This is a genomic window from Pedobacter paludisoli (assembly GCF_052344095.1).
In the GTDB taxonomy this organism is placed as follows: Bacteria; Bacteroidota; Bacteroidia; order Sphingobacteriales; family Sphingobacteriaceae; genus Pedobacter.
This window is the reverse complement of record NZ_CP179926.1, coordinates 4,468,830-4,487,730: the sequence shown is the minus strand read 5'-3', so window position 1 is coordinate 4,487,730 and position 18,901 is coordinate 4,468,830. Positions and strand designations below refer to the sequence as shown.

Annotated in this window: 18 protein-coding genes; 7 read left to right on the top strand and 11 right to left on the bottom strand. The window is 37.0% G+C overall.

Annotated features, from left to right (window positions below; translation table 11 throughout):
- Nucleotides 1–16 precede the first annotated feature (16 nt).
- From ACJVDK_RS18510 to mraZ, 4 genes are read right to left on the bottom strand one after another with little or no spacing between them, the layout of a single operon-like run.
- On the bottom strand, nucleotides 17–2,119 hold the full coding sequence (locus ACJVDK_RS18510) for a penicillin-binding protein (protein ID WP_443938148.1): 2,103 nt from the start codon (nucleotides 2,117–2,119) through the stop codon (nucleotides 17–19).
- Nucleotides 2,109–2,531: an FtsL-like putative cell division protein gene (locus tag ACJVDK_RS18505; protein ID WP_443938147.1), complete on the bottom strand. Its 423-nt coding sequence runs from the start codon at nucleotides 2,529–2,531 to the stop codon at nucleotides 2,109–2,111. The genes ACJVDK_RS18510 and ACJVDK_RS18505 overlap by 11 nt, the downstream gene beginning before the upstream one ends.
- Nucleotides 2,528–3,433: a 16S rRNA (cytosine(1402)-N(4))-methyltransferase RsmH gene (rsmH, locus tag ACJVDK_RS18500; protein WP_443940070.1), complete on the bottom strand. Its 906-nt coding sequence runs from the start codon at nucleotides 3,431–3,433 to the stop codon at nucleotides 2,528–2,530. The genes ACJVDK_RS18505 and rsmH overlap by 4 nt, the downstream gene beginning before the upstream one ends.
- Complete coding sequence (gene mraZ / locus ACJVDK_RS18495; RefSeq protein WP_443938146.1) at nucleotides 3,423–3,890, bottom strand: division/cell wall cluster transcriptional repressor MraZ; 468 nt, start codon at nucleotides 3,888–3,890, stop codon at nucleotides 3,423–3,425. The genes rsmH and mraZ overlap by 11 nt, the downstream gene beginning before the upstream one ends.
- 256 nt (nucleotides 3,891–4,146) lie before the next feature.
- Between mraZ and ACJVDK_RS18490 the strand changes: the two genes are divergently transcribed.
- Nucleotides 4,147–4,296, top strand: coding sequence for a hypothetical protein (locus ACJVDK_RS18490; protein WP_443938145.1), 150 nt, complete (start codon nucleotides 4,147–4,149; stop codon nucleotides 4,294–4,296).
- A gap of 23 nt (nucleotides 4,297–4,319) precedes the next feature.
- Here the strand turns inward: ACJVDK_RS18490 and ACJVDK_RS18485 are convergent, their stop codons facing one another.
- The 7 genes from ACJVDK_RS18485 to ACJVDK_RS18455 form a co-directional block, all read right to left on the bottom strand.
- Complete coding sequence (locus tag ACJVDK_RS18485; protein ID WP_443938144.1) at nucleotides 4,320–5,513, bottom strand: phosphoglycerate kinase; 1,194 nt, start codon at nucleotides 5,511–5,513, stop codon at nucleotides 4,320–4,322.
- A gap of 66 nt (nucleotides 5,514–5,579) precedes the next feature.
- Nucleotides 5,580–6,020: a GNAT family N-acetyltransferase gene (locus ACJVDK_RS18480; RefSeq protein WP_443938143.1), complete on the bottom strand. Its 441-nt coding sequence runs from the start codon at nucleotides 6,018–6,020 to the stop codon at nucleotides 5,580–5,582.
- Nucleotides 6,021–6,098: 78 nt separating this feature from the next.
- Nucleotides 6,099–7,094 carry a type I glyceraldehyde-3-phosphate dehydrogenase gene (gene gap, locus ACJVDK_RS18475; protein ID WP_443938142.1) on the bottom strand — a complete coding sequence of 332 codons (996 nt, stop codon included), beginning with the start codon at nucleotides 7,092–7,094 and terminating at the stop codon, nucleotides 6,099–6,101.
- A gap of 99 nt (nucleotides 7,095–7,193) precedes the next feature.
- Complete coding sequence (locus ACJVDK_RS18470; protein WP_443938141.1) at nucleotides 7,194–8,291, bottom strand: MraY family glycosyltransferase; 1,098 nt, start codon at nucleotides 8,289–8,291, stop codon at nucleotides 7,194–7,196.
- A gap of 242 nt (nucleotides 8,292–8,533) precedes the next feature.
- Entirely contained in the window at nucleotides 8,534–9,022 is a 489-nt protein-coding gene (locus ACJVDK_RS18465) for a hypothetical protein (protein WP_443938140.1), read from the bottom strand.
- Between the two features lie 564 nt (nucleotides 9,023–9,586).
- Complete coding sequence (locus ACJVDK_RS18460; protein WP_443938139.1) at nucleotides 9,587–10,333, bottom strand: glycosyltransferase family 2 protein; 747 nt, start codon at nucleotides 10,331–10,333, stop codon at nucleotides 9,587–9,589.
- Nucleotides 10,334–10,409: 76 nt separating this feature from the next.
- Nucleotides 10,410–10,847: a hypothetical protein gene (locus tag ACJVDK_RS18455; protein WP_443938138.1), complete on the bottom strand. Its 438-nt coding sequence runs from the start codon at nucleotides 10,845–10,847 to the stop codon at nucleotides 10,410–10,412.
- A gap of 300 nt (nucleotides 10,848–11,147) precedes the next feature.
- Between ACJVDK_RS18455 and ACJVDK_RS18450 the strand changes: the two genes are divergently transcribed.
- The 6 genes from ACJVDK_RS18450 to ACJVDK_RS18425 all read left to right on the top strand — a co-directional run bounded on the left by ACJVDK_RS18450 (nucleotide 11,148) and on the right by ACJVDK_RS18425 (nucleotide 18,893).
- Entirely contained in the window at nucleotides 11,148–11,927 is a 780-nt protein-coding gene (locus ACJVDK_RS18450) for a polysaccharide biosynthesis/export family protein (protein ID WP_443938137.1), read from the top strand.
- A gap of 1 nt (nucleotide 11,928) precedes the next feature.
- The gene (locus ACJVDK_RS18445) at nucleotides 11,929–14,334 is read left to right on the top strand and encodes a GumC family protein (RefSeq protein ID WP_443938136.1); all 2,406 of its coding nucleotides are present in this window, start codon (nucleotides 11,929–11,931) and stop codon (nucleotides 14,332–14,334) included.
- Between the two features lie 36 nt (nucleotides 14,335–14,370).
- On the top strand, nucleotides 14,371–14,877 hold the full coding sequence (locus tag ACJVDK_RS18440; protein WP_443938135.1) for a UpxY family transcription antiterminator: 507 nt from the start codon (nucleotides 14,371–14,373) through the stop codon (nucleotides 14,875–14,877).
- A gap of 145 nt (nucleotides 14,878–15,022) precedes the next feature.
- Nucleotides 15,023–16,825 (top strand): asparagine synthase (glutamine-hydrolyzing), encoded by a 1,803-nt coding sequence (gene asnB, locus ACJVDK_RS18435; protein WP_443938134.1) that lies wholly within the window; start codon nucleotides 15,023–15,025, stop codon nucleotides 16,823–16,825.
- Nucleotides 16,826–16,886: 61 nt separating this feature from the next.
- Complete coding sequence (locus ACJVDK_RS18430) at nucleotides 16,887–18,026, top strand: glycosyltransferase family 4 protein (protein ID WP_443938133.1); 1,140 nt, start codon at nucleotides 16,887–16,889, stop codon at nucleotides 18,024–18,026.
- Between the two features lie 6 nt (nucleotides 18,027–18,032).
- On the top strand, nucleotides 18,033–18,893 hold the full coding sequence (locus ACJVDK_RS18425; protein ID WP_443938132.1) for an ABC transporter permease: 861 nt from the start codon (nucleotides 18,033–18,035) through the stop codon (nucleotides 18,891–18,893).
- The last annotated feature ends 8 nt before the right edge of the window (nucleotides 18,894–18,901 follow it).

Genomic DNA, 18,901 nt, shown 5'->3' with positions numbered 1-18,901 from the left:
ATTTATTTTTATCTAACTAGTTTAATACGATTTCTACACCCAATCCTTTTCCTACCCTGCTACCCGCTGCAATAGATTGGTTAATTACTTTCCCACTTCCCGATACCTTTGCTTTTAAGCCTGCATTACCTAATAGAAACAATGCGTCTCTCAAGCCCATTCCTTTTACGTTTGGCATAATTCCCTTGCGCTCAGTATTCTCTTGAAAAACAGCACCTGCACTGGTATCGATAATATTGTAATACTCCGATTTTGAGGCAAAAAGTGGTTTAAAACCAAATGCTTTGTATACTTTCTGTGTGGCTTTACTTTGCCCAGCTTTGGTTGGAGGAGTTCCTGTGTTTCCTACCAAGTGATTTGCAGAACTTTCGTAAACCTCCATATCACTGGCATAAATTCGATCGGCAATTTCTCTAAAAACTGGCCCAGATACTACTGCACCATAATAAGCCCCTTTAGGGTCGTTGATTACCACAATTAGCGAATATTTTGGCTTATCTGCAGGGAAATACCCAACAAATGATGCTTGATATTGCTTTTTGCCTTTGTACCCTCTATTGGCATCTGCCACTTGTGCGGTACCGGTTTTTCCAGCGATTTTATATAAAGGATTGTACACAATTTGCTTACCACTTCCCTCGGTTACCACACCTTCCAACATTGCTCTTACCTTCCTTAAAGTCGACTCTGAGCAAATCTGATCATTAATTACACGTGCTTTAAACTGCTCTATCGGGCTGCCTAATCTTCTAATTTCTTTCACAAAAATTGGCGCAACACACTTTCCGTTGTTTGCTACCGCATTGTAAAAGGTTAACATTTTCAAAGGCGTTAACTGCATTTCGTAACCGTAAGCCATTTGAGGTAAGGTCATGTTTTTATTCCAACTGCGATTTCCTTCAGGATTTTTAACTACGGGTTTTGCCTCTCCTGGTATCTGAAGTCCCATTTTTTTATTCAATTCCCACTCATATAAATGATCGGTAAATTTCATCGGGTCACTTCCGTAATGCATGTTAATTAATTTGGCAATGGCGGCATTCGACGATTCTTCAAACGCTTTTTTAACCGTCACAGTGGTTATCACCGGATGCGAATCGGTAATTAATTTACCTGGAATTTGATAATAACCTGTCCCAATCATCGTATTGGTATCAATTAATCCATCTTCCAATAAAGCCATGTAAGACGCCAATTTGAAGGTTGAACCCGGATCTTGATTTCCTGCTATAGCGTAGTTAAATTTTTCTTTATAAACACCCTCTTCGATTTTCGAAAAGTTAGCAACTGCTCTAACCTCACCAGTTGCCACTTCCATTAAAATAGCAGTTCCATGATCAGCTTTAGAAGCAATCAACTGTTTTTCTAAAGCACTTTGCGTTAAATCTTGCATGTTAATATCAATGGTCGAAATAATATCGGCTCCATCTTTTGGCGCAACCTCTGCTTCTTCATTAACCGGGATATAAACACCACCAGCAATACGTTGCATCAACCTTTTTCCGGTTTCCCCATTGATATATTCTGTGTAAGCACCTTCTAAACCAACTCCATTCTTAACGTTGGCATTTTTATACCCAATGGTACGTGCTGCCAAGGCTTTAAAAGGTAAAATACGTTTGTTTTGTTGCACAGCAATTAACCCTCCGCTGAATTTGCCCACATTATAAAGCGGAAAACTACGGATGGTTTTCAAATCGCTGTAACTCACTTTGCGGTGAATTAACAAATAGCGCGCACTATCTTGACGCCCTTTACGCAAATAACGCGCGTATTCTTTTGCGCTTTTATCATTAAATAGTTGAGAAAGCTTCATCCCTAAAGAATCTACCTTTTCATTAAAGAGATTATCATCCTGAATACCACCCGCAAACATATCCATGCGCAGTTCGTACTCCGGAACTGAGGTTGCCAATAAACTGCCATCGTTCGAATAAATGTTACCGCGAGTCGCCTCTACATTTACATAACGTGTCGACAGGCTATCTGCCATTGATTTCCATCGTTTACCTTGTACAAATTGCACCTGACCCAGACGAACAAATACCGCCAATGCAAAAAGCACAATTAAGCCAAATGCCAGGTATACACGAAGCAATATGTTTGCTCTAATATTCATCGCTTTTAACAACTATTTTTTTTGGTGGTTCGATTAATTCTTTTATCCCAAGTGTATCTACCTTTTTTGCTACCTCTGTTAATTTGCTTTTAAACATGAGGTCAGCTTTCAACGATTTATACTCCCAGCCTAATTCTTTTACTTCTTTACTCAACTTATCAATTTGACGAATGTTGTTTACTGCGAAATGACTGTTTGCAATGTAAACCATCCCCAAAAAGGCTAAAAAACACAAAAAGGGCAACGCATTTGTTGCAGCCTCTTTCGATACGAGCCCATCGCTAAAAAGTTTTGCCGAAAACGAACTACTGTCCATTTTTTCTTCAGCCGTTTTCGGCTTTTTAACCTGCGCCTTTAACGCTGGCTCTGGTCCAACTTCCTCTTCCTCTATATCCTCCCTGAACCTATTCATATCTTTTCAGCTATTCTTAATTTTGCACTGCGCGCACGACTGTTTTGTGCAATCTCTTCATCCGTAGCAATTATCGCTTTGCGCGTTATTACCTCTAAAGGCTTTTGCTGATTCCCAAAGAAGTCTTTTTCAACTTCGCCCTGAAATTTTCCTTTTGCCATGAAGTTTTTTACCGGCCTATCTTCTAATGAGTGATACGACATCACCACTAAACGACCGCCTACTTTCAGCACATCAGCAGCTTGCTGAAGAAAATCTTCCAACACTTGCATTTCTGCATTCACTTCTATACGGAGTGCCTGAAAAACCTGCGCCAAATATTTATTTTCTTTTCCTTTCGGGAGACAGGTAGCGATAGCCGTTTTAAAGCTATTAATATCAGTAAGCGCGCGCTCTAAACGAGCAGTCACAATTACCCTTGCTAAGGTCTTCGCATTTTTAACCTCGCCGTAAATCCCAAAAATTTTATGCAACTTATCTTCCGAGTAGGTATTTAAAACTTGAGCAGCAGTTAAATCGCGATGTTGATCCATGCGCATATCCAACTCTCCGTTGTAACGTGTAGAAAATCCACGTTCAGGAACATCAAACTGATGAGAAGAAACGCCTAAATCTGCCAAAATACCGTCCACTTGCTTAAAGCCTTTTAACCGTAGGTTATTTTTAAGAAATCCGAAATTTTGGTCAATAAAAATAAAACGGTCATCAGCAGGAATATTTTGTTGCGCATCCGGATCCTGATCAAAAGCAATTAACCTTCCGTTTGGCCCCAAATGCTTCAATATCTCTTTCGAATGACCTCCACCTCCAAAAGTAACATCCACATACACCCCATCTGGCTTAATATTTAAACCGTCGATGCAAGGCTGCAACATCACCGGAATATGATACTTACTCTCCATCATCCCTCCTATTTTTATTCCCCATTACTTCTTCCGCAAGATTTGCAAAGTTCTCTGGCACATCATCAAACAAATCTTCGTAGGCTTGCTTATCCCAAACTTCAATTTTATCTAACTGACAAGCCAACACCACATCCGAGTTAATACCCGCAAATTCGATTAACGATTTTGGCAAAAGCACACGACCAGCCGCATCAAGCGAAAGCTCTGTTGCTCCGCGTGTAAATGCACGCAAGAAATCACGATTCTTTTTTTCGTAGAGATTTAATTTATTCAAATCTGCCACAATCGCTTCCCAAACTTTTCGTGGATAGATCACCAAATTTTTCTCAAAACCTCGGTTCACTACCAAGCCATCTTGCTCCGCTTCAGGCAATTGCTTCTTGAGCGAAGCAGGCACCATTAAGCGGCCTTTCGCATCAAGTTTACAATCGAATTCTCCTAAAAGTTGAGTCATAATGGTCTACGCACTTTTTATCTAGTGTAAAAGTAAGCACCTTCTACCACTTTTTACCACTTTTTACCACAAAAAAGTTTTCAACACACATTTTCTCCCACCAATCAAGTGAAAAACCAAAAACAAAAACAGTACAAAAACAATGATTTTAGCTTAACAACCTATCTTAAAGCACTTTAAAAGAAAGAAAATCTTTAAAATTTATTTTTTATTGCGCTTAAAAAAAACCGCTAAACATTTTCATATCAGCAGTTTAATGATTCAAAAAATTGAGAAAGGAAGTATAATTACCCTAAAAAAATCGACAAAAATGGCAAAAGTGGGAGAAAATCCCAAAGACATTTTCAATCGCAAACCCTGCCAACAAAAAAAGCATATTTGGTTTTGGCCAAATATGCTTTTATAAAAATTAGCGTTCCGCTTTTTTATTTATTCATTAATTGCTTTTACTCCTGGCAATTCTTTTCCTTCCATATACTCAAGCAATGCACCACCACCGGTAGACACATAACTAACTGCATCTTCCATTCCAAATTTAGCGATGGCTGCAGCTGAATCGCCACCTCCAATTAAAGAGAAAGCATGATTATCTTTGGTGGCCGCCACCACTGCTTCCGCAACAGCTTTGGTTCCTACCTCAAAACTTTCCATTTCAAATACTCCCATTGGGCCATTCCACAATAAGGTTTTCGAGTTTTTAATTACATCGGCAAACAATTCAGCAGATTTTGGACCGATATCTAAACCCATCCAGTCTGCGGGGATACAACCCGAATCAACATCTTGTTTAGCGGCATCGTTCGCAAATTTATCAGCAATTACGGTATCCACTGGTAAAATTAAATTAACGCCTTTTGCTTTTGCCTTTGCCAACAATTCTAATGATAACTCTTGTTTATCGGCTTCTAAAAGCGAAGTACCTATCTCACCTCCTTGTGCTTTGGCAAATGTATACGCCATACCTCCACCGATGATTAAATTATCTACTTTTTCTAATAGCTTTTCGATTAAAAGGATTTTATCTGAAACTTTTGCCCCACCCATAATAGCTGTAAACGGGCGCTCCGGATGGTTTAATATTTTTTCTGCGTTTGCTACTTCAGCAGCCATTAAATAACCGAAATATTTCGCATCGCCAAAAAATTGTGCAATCACTGCCGTAGATGCGTGGGCGCGATGAGCTGTTCCGAAAGCATCGTTTACATAAACATCGCCTAATTTTGATAATTTCTCTGCAAAAGCCACATCGCCTTTTTCCTCTTCCTTGTAAAAACGAAGGTTTTCTAACAAGAGTACCTCTCCTGCTTGCAAAGCATTTGCCTGTGCTACGGCAGTTTCGCCAATACAATCTTCAGCAAATTTTACTGAAACGTTTAACAAGGCTGAAAGATCGCCCAAAATATGTTTTAAAGAATATTTATCCGTTGGTCCGTCTTTTGGACGACCTAAGTGCGACATTAAAATTACCGAACCACCATCGTTTAAAATTTTAGTAATTGTTGGCAATGCGGCACGAATGCGTTTATCATCCGTAATATTAAAATCAGCATCTAAGGGAACGTTAAAATCAACCCTAATGAGAGCCTTCTTATCTTTAAAATTTAATTGGTCAATCGTTTTCATTTTTATAATTTGATTAATTTTAATTGAAAGTAGATAGTGTGAATAATACACTATAGGATTTCAAATTTATAATTTTTTATTGAGTATTAGCTTCATTTCGTAATGAAATCCAATTCCGGGAATATCAAATTCAGGCGATTGACTTACAAAGCCCAATTTTTTATAAAAATTAGCTGCACTCGATCGTGCATTGCACCATAAATAATCGGTGTTATATGCTTCTAAATAGTCGACTGCAAAATGTATTAAGGCCTTTCCATATCCTTTCCCTCCCGCATTTGGGTGTGTTGCCATCCCACGTAGTTGATAGCCCTCTCCTTCATCCGGAAAGAAATCGTTGCGCATAAACGTGGCAACAGAAAGTAATTCATCCTCTTTGAGATAGCCTAAATGAAAGGTATCGTAATTGGTATCGCCTTCAAAAACACATTCCGAGTAAGGCTTTCCATTTCTTAATTGTAAGCTCCTTAAAGGGAGAACTTCTTGGGCAAGGATAAATTTTACCATGATATGGATATTTGGTTAGCAATTGTGCACTAAGTTCATTTTTTTTGATGAATATTTTGGCTGATTACTCAAATTAATTTACCTCGATTGATTTTCTTTTATTCTCTTGATAACATCTACCAAACGACTGCTATAACCGTATTCATTGTCATACCAACCCACTACTTTTACCAAATCGCCCACGATAGAGGTTAATTTTGCATCAAATACACATGAGTGCGGATTATCAATGATATCAATTGACACAATCGGATCCTCTGTATATTCGATTACAGCTTTCAATTCATTTTCAGCGGCTAATTGAAAGGCTGCGTTAATTTCTTCAATCGTTGTTTTCTTTTTCAACAAGCAGGTAAAATCGGTTAATGAGCCGTTTAACACGGGCACCCGAATTCCTGCGCCGCCTAAACGTCCGTCTAATTCTGGAAAAATATGGGTTATAGCCTTTGCTGCACCGGTAGTGGTTGGAATAATAGAAGATGATGCGGCGCGTGCTCGTCGTAAATCTTTGTGATTCGAATCGTGTAGATTTTGATCACCCGTCATAGAGTGGATGGTGGTAATATACCCTTCCTCTACTCCCCAATGATCGTTCAAAATTTTAATCATAGGAGCAATATTGTTGGTAGTACAACTTGCATTTGAAAGAATCGGGCTCGTCAAATCTATTTCGGCATCGTTGACACCTAAAACAATCATGGGGATATCCTCTGCGGCCGGAGCTGAAATAAGCACTTGTTTAGCACCTGCTTTTAAATGCTTTTCTGCCGTGCTTATGGTTAAATTCTTTCCAGTACATTCTATTACTACATCAACTTGCAAATTGCCCCATGGCAAGTCATCCGCTTCGCGAATTGAAAAAACCGGAATAGACCTTCCCTCAATTTCTAAGGAATTACTGGTTGAAGAAACTTTACCTGAAAAAACACCATGTACCGAATCGTACTTAAAAAGATGGGCCATTGTTTGTGCATCAGACAAATCGTTTATCCCAACTATTTCAAAACCATTCGCTAATGCTAAACGTAAAAACGTTCTTCCTATCCTTCCAAAACCATTAATTGCTAACCTCATTCTTATTAAATATTTGGTCAAAATTAAGTTTTATTTTGATATTTAATTTGTGGGCGTCAATTATTGACAAGGACATTACGAGAAAGCAATCAGGGCTTGTTAAACGGCGTTGTAGGCATGGCTATCGCTGGTTCCACGTAAACTGATGGTAATGATTAAACTAAATAAACAGCAAATTCCCATCAACAAAGATATCAGCATAAAATTCCCCAAATGCTGCAACAAAACGGTCAAAGCAATCATAATTAGATTTAAAGAACCGGTTAACCAAACAATTTGATTGGGTTTAAATTTTAATCGTTCCAAGCGATGATGAACGTGATCTCTATCTCCTTTAAAGGGCGATTTTCGCAGGAGAATTCGTTTACAAAAAATGCGTAATGAGTCGAAAATAGGTACAATTAACACTGCGACTGCAATTGCTGGTGCAGAATCAAAATGAAGTGCTGGAACTCCCGCACCTTTGTTTAATTCGATAAATTTAATAGCCAGTGCTGCCGAAACCAATCCAATCATTAAAGCCCCTGTATCGCCCATAAAGATTCTGGCAGGATACCAATTGTACTTTAAAAATCCAGCAATACTGCCCGCCAAGGCAAAAGCTATAAATGCATAAGGGGTTTGCCCCATTAAGGCAAAAAACACCCCAAAAATTAAATTCACAAGAATACCAATCGAGCCCGCTAGGCCATCAATGCCATCTATTAGGTTAAAGGCATTGTTTAAAAATATAATCAAAACGATTGAAAAAGCGCCACCGAAATACGGGTCTATTTCGAAAACATTCAGTACGCCATATAAACTGGTGAGTCTAAAATTACCAAAGTACACCAAAATAAAAGCGACCACTAATTGCATTAAAAATTTTGTACTGGTATTGGTTCCATACACGTCATCTTTTACGCCCAAAGCAGTTAGCAGAATACAAGAAACGAGCAGAAAATTTGCTTCCTTGAAATTAATGACCGTTGAAAATAACAATAGGCTGATGGTAAAACTACCTACAATAGCCAATCCCCCAAGTCGCGAAATATTTCGCTTATGATTTTTTCTGTATAAATCACTCTTATCAAAAAGGTGATACCTTAATGAAGTGTAAATGATCGATGGCATACTAAAAAGAGCCATCAGGCAAGCCATAAAAAATATAGCGCCGTAAAACAATTCGGGATGATTATTCACGTTACTTATAGACAACGTCCGCAAGTTATAGCAACTATTACTAAAAACCAAAAAGTTCAGACTTTTTAAAAGAATTACGATTGACATATATCAACAATTAATGAATGTGTTTTAGGATAATTATGTACTCGTCTTACGGGTTATATTCTGCATTAAGCTATAAATAAGGTTGTTTCGCATAGTAGTTATTCTTATTTTTTCATGAATGACTTATGTGTTTCGACTGCTTTATGTATTGTTATTATGCGCATATTACTTTAACTATTTTCAATCTTATTGCGGAACATAAAAACGGTTAATGAGCCTGCCGCTACCAATAGTAACCAGTTATAGCTATCTAAAGGCAGTTGATTAGGATCTGGCGTACATGTTGCATAATAAGCTGTGTAATTTCCTATATATAAATTCCCCAGAACAGTATTCCCATTTACATTAATGAAGCAATTTGTTTGTGGAGAAACAGCTACAAATCCGCTTGACCCATAGTTAACTTGGCCACAAATTGGTGTGGCTGTATTTCCACTGTAATTACCTTGAATAGTTTTAGGGCCAGGAATATAATAATGATACATACCTCCCCAATTTGAATAAGTTGCAGTGTGAGAATAATCTCCATAAAAAACATTGCCATTCCAGGTCCAGCAAGCGTAATTTGGACCAGGATTTTGAGCGCGAACCACAAAAGCGGTTATACATAAAAAGGCACAGATAGTAAACCTTTTGAATTTTAATAAGTGTAACAACATAGGGATAGTAATTTATATTATAACCAAGGCATATTTAATGGTAATAACTGCGACACGCTCGCGAGCATAAACAACAAAAAATATTGAATTAGGTATAATTACGAAGACAAATTACAACGCATTTGAAAAATAAACAAACGAAATTTTGTATTTTCAATAGCGGAAACAGACAAGATTTTGGCAAAGAGGATGGATTACCAAAGCAGTCACAAACAACCACTTAAAATCACACCAAAACATACTGTAAATTAAAAACTACAAAAAATCATGCTGTAAACTTTAGCTCGGCAAACAAACGTTTGATTAGAAGATTGCCACATTATCAAAAATGGCATTCTAAGAGAAAATAAAGCGAAGTATAAACGACTTACAAAAATTCAAAAGTTAGGACATCCTTTTATAAAAAAAAGAAAAAAATATCCTAAAAATACATACATGTACTCAAAACACATCAAATCAAAGAACTAAAAAATATACTCATCAACAAAACAAGTTATACTTCAACACAAGACCATAGACATGACATAAGTCAACAAGTTTTTTATTTCAGGTTTATTTCTTCTGTTAAATTTTAGCGTATTGGGTTAACTTAGATAACTTCTTTTTTAGGACAGCGCGCCAAGGATACGGTACTTGATTCCTTTTCAAGGCTTTATAGTCGTTCATCAAAGCCTTCGCACGGTTTGAAATGGATTGATTGCTTAGCCCTCCGGTTCGCATGTTTACCAATAACTTTGGCAGATATTGGGCAACAATTTTAAATGCAAAAAAATAGCGCACCATTAAGTCATAATCTGCGGCGGTGCCCATATCTAAAGCATAATATCCATACTTCTCAAATAAGCACCGTTTTAAATAAAGTGTTGGGTGAGCGGGCATCCATCCATTTTTTATATCATTAGAATTCGCCTGCTTGGATGTCCATTTACGAATCACCTTGAGTGTAAGGGGATGAATGTAATTAAGATCTCCATATACTGCATCTGTTTCATGATTTTCAAAAACCCGAACAACTTCTGCTACAACATCCATATCGGCAAACAAATCATCTGCATGTAGCATCCCCACCACTTCGCCAGTTGCCATGGAAATTCCTTTATTTAAAGCATCGTACAATCCTTTATCTTTTTCTGAGATTACCATTTGAATTTGATCTTTGTATTTCCCAATAATTTTTAAGGTATCGTCTGTGGATCCACCATCGACAATTATATATTCAAGATTTTTATATGTCTGATTTAAAACCGACAGAATACAATCTTCTAAATATTTTTCACCATTAAATACAACCGTAATAAGTGTAATCTTCATTTTAGGGATTTACCGTTTGCTTTAAGAAATAGAAAATGCAACGGCTCCACAAAAATATAAAATTCTATAGTTGTATTTAACCTACTGATTGCTTGGACAAAAATAAATAGCCAAACACACCCGCCAGGAGCGGCAATAAAATTGCATACTCATCTAGTGGACAATTTACCATTTGAAAAGTGCCTTTGGTACCATATTGAAATGGTACATTGCAACCATTTAATAAGCCCGACAAAAATGAATAATTATTCGCCGGGCATATCTGACAACCCGATGTGCTACTTACCGGTATCCAACCTGTACACGGACTTGGTAAATCTGTAGCTGTACTTGTCGAATAAAGAGTATTACCGCCTAGAAGCAAGGTCAAAACGCCACTTATCACGCCTTGCTGTTCCTGTGTATAAACTCTTTGATGAGCTGGGATATAACAACCTGTAGCTGTGGGCTGTGCACATAACTTTAGGTTCGCTGCGAAGCAAAAAATCGCAAAGCAATAAAAAAACTTTTTCATAATCTACGGGACTTGTATGTAAACTTAACCATAGAAAATGCTAGGAGTTCTATTCTTTTTATTCAGTTTAAACCTGCTGAGGGTAAAGCACTTTGTTCATAAAATGCATAAAACCAGAATCCGAATGTATTTGTTCACTTAACAGCTAAATACATTTGCGCTTACTACAAGTATGAATAAACACTAAATTAATTAGCGGACTATGCTTACAAAATGTTTTTTTTTACTTTTTTATTCCATAATATCTGATTAATAAAATAACTTTACAACCATAATCATCACAAATCTGTCATCCCTTATATGCCTAAAAGCACGCTATCTTTTATTTGTCTGCTGCTCACGCTTTTACTTTTCTCTTGTAGCATACGCAAGGAAAAAACGCTATTCAATGCCCCGACCGATATAATTACCGATACTTTAAAACAAGTTTATGTTATAAATGACCAAGGCATTAGCGATGGTTATTACAAAATAAAGCCCAGTGATCTTTTAGCTATTCGTAATTTACAAAACCAGGAATTTGGTGCTACAGGTGCAACTACTGTTTCATCGGAGTCGACAAAAGTATCCTTTTTGGTAGATTTAGATGGGAATGTTACCCTACCGGCCATTGGAAAAGTTGATGTAAATGGCCTTACAAGAAGAGAAGCTGCCATAAAAATACAAGGCCTTTATAAAGAAAAACTGCTGAAAGATCCGATTATCGACGTAAGTATTATTAATTTAAAAGTTACACTTTTTGGCGAATTCAGTAGACAAGGCAATTTTCTGCTGGAAAAAGACAATACGACCTTAATTGACATTTTAGGTGAAGCAGGTGGCGTAACGAAAAATGCGGATATCAAAACGGTTAAAATCATTCGTGGCGACCGCAGCAACCCGGAAATAATTTATGTCAATCTAAATAATATCAATAGCTTAGCAAGCAAAAAACTGATTTTACAGAACAACGATATCATTTACATTCAACCAACCAAGTCATCTGCTTTTGCAGATAAAACGCAATCCATTTCAGTTTATCTACAACCAGTTTTAGTATTAGTTAACCTTGCTTTATTAGCTTTAGCAATTGCCAAATAATATGGATAATCAAATCGCTAAAAACGTTCTGGTAGATCAGCAATTGAACTATTGGAAAATTGCAAAAATATTTTTGAGCAGATGGTATTGGGTGGCAGGTTGTATGCTCATTAGTATAGTAATTGCTTGGTTTTACGTGCGTACCATTCCTCCTGTTTACATGACTGGAGCTTCGTTAAAATTAGTTGAAAACCCTTCGGATGCCACGGTGAACGGCAACATGATGCGCAATTATAGCCGAAATTACCAAAGTAGTAATATTCAATCAGAAGCAACCGTCATGCGCTCATTAGATGTTTTTAACAAAGCAATTGAGCATCTAGATTATAAAGTTACCTATTTTCTAAAAGGAAGGGTACTCACTTCGGAATTGTATCCCAATAAGCCTTTTAAAATAAACGTTATCGCACAAGACAGCGTTAATTTCAGCCGTGCCACCTACTCGGTAACCCCGCTCGACAGAAATAGTTTTGAATTGATTTCAGCTGATTTACCAGAGCAAAAACACACGTATCACTATGGGGATAAAATCGCCCTTGGGCAAATGATATTTACCATTGATGGCCCTATTCCTGAAAGAGGTAAGTATAGCTTTAAGTTTAACCACAAAATGGATTTTTATGGGCGGGCAGTTGGTGGATTAAACATTTTTGAAGCAGAGAAATACAGCAACATCATGAATGTGACCCATACCGATGTAAACCCTCAATTCTCAGCTGATATTTTAAATGCAATCATTAAAGAATACATTATTAACGACGCGGAGCTTAAACAACGATCGGACAAACAAACCATTGCTTATTTGGACAGCCAGATTGATTTCTTAAATAAAAAGGTTGATCAATCAGGAAAAAATCTTTCGAGCTACAAAGCTGGAAATGCCATTGTTGACCCGAATACGGATAAACAAATCAATATTGCCAATTTAAACGGAACACAAACTAAAGTAACCGAATTAGAATTTCAAAAATATGCCATAGAAGAGCTTGAACTTCAGGTTAAAAATAGCCAAGAGAAAACCCGCTTCAACTTAAACATAGATGGTGTTAATGGCATTGCCTTGCCAGTCTTGGTGGGTCAGTTAAACAGTCTTTTTAATGACAGGGAATCAAAATTAGCTCAATTTACGCCAAACTCATCGCCTGTTAAACAAATAGACCAGCAAATTGAGGATTTAAAAGATCAGATTTACAATAATATCAAGTATTTAAAAGTACGAAATGTAAATGCTTTAAAATTAGCCAATGCTGAGTTGGCCAAAGTAAAAGGTACTTTAAATTCATTACCTGAAAAGGAAAATAGTTTCGCGAAGCTTCAAAACAGCTACGATATTAATCAGCGCATGTTTTCGCTTCTATTCGAGAAAAAATTAGCGGCACAAATCAGTTCCGCAGCCGTTACGCCAGGAGCCAATATCATTAATGAAGCACAGCCTTCTTTTTCGCCCATTTCGCCAGTTCCCGGTAAAATTTACAGCTCGTACCTCATTACAGGCTTACTTATAGGCATCGGCTTAATTGTTCTTGTTAGGGTACTAAATCCGTATATTTACGATGTAGAAACGGTTGAAGGATTAACTGCTATTCCAATTCTTGGGGTAATTTTAAAATTTAAAAGCAAAATCAAGTCAGATACACAGCAAATGTTATCTCTTGAAAAACCGAAATCAATTTTTGCTGAATCCGTGCGCTCTGTAAGAACGAACTTAAGTTTTTTAGCTGCCGACAAAACAACCAAAGTAATTTGTATAACCTCTGAGATATCAGGAGAAGGTAAATCATTCGTAAGCTTAAATTTGGCCGGAACCCTCAGTATTATTGAAAAGAAAGTAATTATCATTGCCGCCGATTTACGTCGATCAAAGCTTCATAAAGCATTCGGAGCTGCTAACTTAACTGGGTTAAGCACGTATTTATCCAATCAAGATACGCTAGAAAACATCATTAACAATGATAAAATTCATCATTTTGATTACATCACGTCTGGCCCTGTTCCACCCAACCCATCAGAATTGCTGCATAGTCTTAAAATGAAAACATTAATCGAAGAACTTCGAGAAATATACGAATACATTATCATTGATACAGCACCAGTGGGTTTGGTTTCAGATGCCATTCCGGTTATCCGTCAGGCAGATGTTAACTTATTTATCATCCGGTCTGGTGTATCAAAATTTAGTGCAGCTTCGGTACCGGAACGCCTTTCGAAAGAATATGCATTAAATAACATGTCAATTATTCTTAACTCCTTTAATAACGAAAATTTACATGCAAATATTCACACGAGTAATTACACCAGAAGCGGATCTGGAACATATTATTACTCAAACTATACCGGTTATGGCAATAGTGAGTATTATGATGATGTTGATCGTAAATGGTGGTTATTTTGGAAGAAGCCCCGGTAATTAAACGGTTGTTTTAAATTAACATATTGGCGAAATATGGAGAGTACGTACAAGTGGTATCCGGTTTATACACGTTCCAGAGCGGAAAAAAAAGCATTTGAAGGGCTACAAAACAAGCAAATAACGGCTTATTTACCCTTAAAAAAAACGCTTAAGCAATGGAGCGACCGTAAGAAACTGATTGAAGAACCCTTAATTAAGTCGTATCTGTTTGTTTATATGTCGGCCAAGGAACATGCAGAAGTTCTCATGACCAATGGAATTGCTCGGTTTGTATATTTTTCGGGAAAGATAGCGTCTATTCCTGAAAAGCAAATAGAAGATTTAAAATTATTGTTGGCTACTGAAGCCGATTTAGAAATATTTGAACACGATATAAAACCCGGCGAAAAAGTATTGATTAAAGCCGGTCCGTTTAAAGGAATTATTGCTGAGTTGGTTTCTGTACAAAATAAGCAACGAATTATTCTACGCTTGCAAGATATGGGCTACTCAATAAACATCAACACATCAGTAGCTTTTGTAGAGCCACTGCATAAATAAGGGTTGTTTTTACCGCCTAACAGCGGTTTAATAGACATTCCTAAAATAAAGCAACTTGACTAATCGGTCATTTTTTTAAAAAAAATGTGACTGAAAGGGCGAAGCTATGTCTACCCCACAAAGATTTATTGATTAGAAGAAAGATATGTGCCGAATTGCTGGAATTATTAATAAATTAAATAAAGACGAAAATCTGTACGATTTGGTTAAGGCAATGACCGAAACCATGGCACACGGTGGACCAGACGATGAAGGTTATTTTATCAACTTGGAAAAGAATATTGCTTTTGGACATAAGCGATTAGCTTTACTCGATTTATCTCCGGCAGGTCATCAGCCAATGCAGTACGAGGATGGCAGATTCACTATTACATTCAACGGTGAGGTTTATAATTATCTAGCCCTCAAAACTGAATTAACGGATTTTGGTTTTACATTTTCATCAAACAGCGATACTGAAATAATTTTGGCAGCTTTTGCCCAGTGGGGAGTCAACAGTTTCCAAAAATTAGAAGGAATGTTTGCTTTGGCTCTTTACGATAAAGAAAAAGAGGTTTGTTATTTAGTACGCGATTCTGCAGGCATCAAACCGTTGTATTTCAGCCATGTCAATCAGCAGTTGGTATTTGCCTCTGAAGTGAAAGCTTTCCATGCATTGCCGTATGCATACCAAGCCAATCCCAGTTGGAAAATCTATTTTCTGGCTTTCGGACATATTCCGGAACCCTATACCACATGCGAAGAAATTCAGATGCTTCCTAAAGGACATTATTTGAAATACGCTTTGAATGATAACAGTTGTGAGATTCAGAAATTTGGCAGCGTGCACCCTACAGAGCTTATCGCTACCGAAAAAGAAGCGGTTGAAAAGATTCAAAGGGTACTTTACGACTCCGTAAAAACGCACATGATGGCCGACGCTGAAATTGGGATATTTTTAAGTGGCGGAATAGACAGCAGTATTTTGAGTTTGATTGCAGATGAAATTCAAAAAGAAGGAAAGATAAAAAAACTCAATACCCTGTCCATCAATTTTGAAGAGAGCAACTATTCAGAAAAAAAATATCAGGATTGTATCGTTTCAAAAATTGACACCAACCACGCCGAATATACAATAACAGAAGATTTCTTTAAACAACATTTTAACCAAGCTTTGCAAGCGATGGACCAACCTACTACGGACGGCATCAATTCATGGTTTGTCAATTATTCCGCTAAACAGAACCATCTAAAAGCTGTTCTTTCTGGCATTGGAGCCGATGAATTATTTGGTGGATACCCATCTTTTAAAAGAATCAGGTTGATACAGACACTCTCAGCATTACCTAAAAGCTTGTTAAAACTTGGGCTTCATTTTAAACATGCGGGCATTAAAAGAAGCTATTATCTTCGTTACAAAAACACGGCAGGTAAATACCTCTTTTTAAGAGGAATATTTACGCCAGATGAAATTGCAGACATATTAAACTGCAGCATTAAACAAGTGGATACGGTATTATCAAACATTAAGTTCGATGAACTACCCGCCCATTTAACAGCAAAAGAACAAGCGAGTTGGCTAGAACTCAACTTGTATATGCAAAATCAACTTCTAAAAGATACCGACACCATGAGCATGCAACACGGCATTGAAGTGCGTCTACCTTTTTTAGATAAAAAATTAATATCTTTAGTACAATCCGTCCCAAGTAGATTTAAATATAAAACCAAACAACCAAAAGCAATTTTAATAGCTGCTTGTTCATCGCTATTGCCTAAAAAAATCTGGAATCGACCCAAAATGGGCTTTACCTTTCCTTTGCAACAATGGCTACAGAAAGAATTAGCAACAAACAAGAATGCTTTACTATCGAACAATCCAAAAGCAAGTGAATTACTTGATGAATTTATTGCAGGTAAAATACATTGGTCAAAGGCGCTTGCGCTACACCTTTTGTATGTGTCATAAATTAAGTGATACCTATTTGAATTGAAATACACGTGTAGATTTATTTTAAACTATTAAAGTCATGCTTCTACTAACGCTAAGTACTTTTAGCCTAACTGGCGGAATCGAAAAGGTAAACAAAATACTTTGTAAGGTTCTAAAAGATTGTGCAATTGAAAACAACCCTACAAATTTGGAGGTATTATCACTTTGTGACCAAACGAAGCATATAGACACTCGCTATATTAACAAGGAGAACTTTAAGGGCTATTCTGGTAGCAAAATACCGTTTGCATTTAGCGCAATAAAGAAAGGTCTTCAGCACGATGTTATTTTACTTACACACGTTAATTTACTTTTTATCGCATTGGTTATTCGTTTTTTTAACCGAAACAAGCGCATCATTTTGGTGGCTCATGGCATAGAAGTATGGCGAAATTTACGCTATTGGAAGGCCTCTTTCTTGAAAAAAAACATCGAAATATGGGCAGTGAGTAAATATACCGCGCAAATATTGGCTACGAAACATCAAATTAACATCGAACAAATTACCGTCGTAAACAATTGTCTGGACCCCTACTTTAACATCCCTAAAACATTCTCAAAACCTGGGTACTTATTAAAAAGACATCATATTACGCCCGATCAACCGGTTCTTTTAACCATTAGCCGTCTTTCTTCTTTTGAATTGTATAAAGGATACGATTTTGTTATTGCCAGCATAGCCAAGTTAATACCCAAATACCCGAAACTGGTTTATCTTTTGGCGGGCAAAGCCGATGAAAAAGAAAAATCAAGAATTAACCAATATATTTTACACAGCAAGCTGGAGAATCATATTATTTTGGTTGATTATGTCGAAGAAAACGAATTGACCGACTACTTTTTGCTAGCCGACACCTTCATTATGCCCAGCAAAAAAGAAGGTTTTGGTATTGTATTTATCGAAGCTGCTGCTTGTGGATGCAAAGTTATTGCCGGCAATTTAGATGGTAGTACCGATGCGCTTTTAAACGGCGATTTAGGCACATTAATTAACCCAAGAAGTCTCGAAGCCGTAAAAACTGCTATTTGTGCAAATTTAGATAAACCCTTTAACCCTGAACACTCCAAGCAATTACAAGAAAAAACCATGGCTCATTTTAGCTATGAAAAATACCAGCAAACGGTGATTGAACTTATCAACATGCCTTTGCACTTTCAACTCCCTATTTCATCCTAATATTTCATGCAACACGAAAATTCCAATCACGATTGGACTATTGAATCAAAATCATCGCTCTTTGATTTAAAACTTGATGAGCTATGGGCTTATAGAGATTTATTGGTTTTGTTGGTTAGACGTGATTTTGTTTCCTTTTATAAGCAAACTATTTTAGGGCCACTTTGGTTTTTTATTCAACCTTTGTTTACGACCATTACTTTCACGTTTGTATTTGGAAATTTAGCCGGTATTTCAACCGATGGTTTGCCAAAACCTTTATTTTACATGGCCGGCATTACAGCCTGGAATTACTTTGCCGATTGCTTGAATAAAACATCAACTGTTTTTAGAGACAATGCCGGAATTTTTGGCAAAGTGTATTTCCCTCGATTAATTGTTCCACTAAGTATTGTAACCAGTAACTTGGTACGCTTTGGTGTTCAAATGATTCTGTTTTTAATCCTACTTGGGTATTACTACTTTTCAGGAGCAAACTTTAAACCAACATTTGCGGTGTTACTTTTCCCATACCTGGTTGTTTTAATGGCTTTATTGGGCTTAGGAATGGGCATGATTATCTCGGCCATGACCACCAAATACCGCGACTTAACTTTCTTAATTGGTTTTGGAGTACAACTATTAATGTACGCCACAACGGTTATCTATCCTCTATCTACTGCTTTAGAAAAGTTCCCTAAATATGCTTGGATTGTTGAATACAATCCTATGACTCCAATTTTAGAGAGTTTCCGCTATAGCTTTTTAGGCGAAGGAACTTTCTCTTGGTTGGCATTAGGATATGTAAGTGTGGTTACCGCAACAATTTTAACCGCAGGAATTGTCATTTTTAATAAAGTAGAGCGAAATTTTATTGATACGGTTTAAGCTGAATT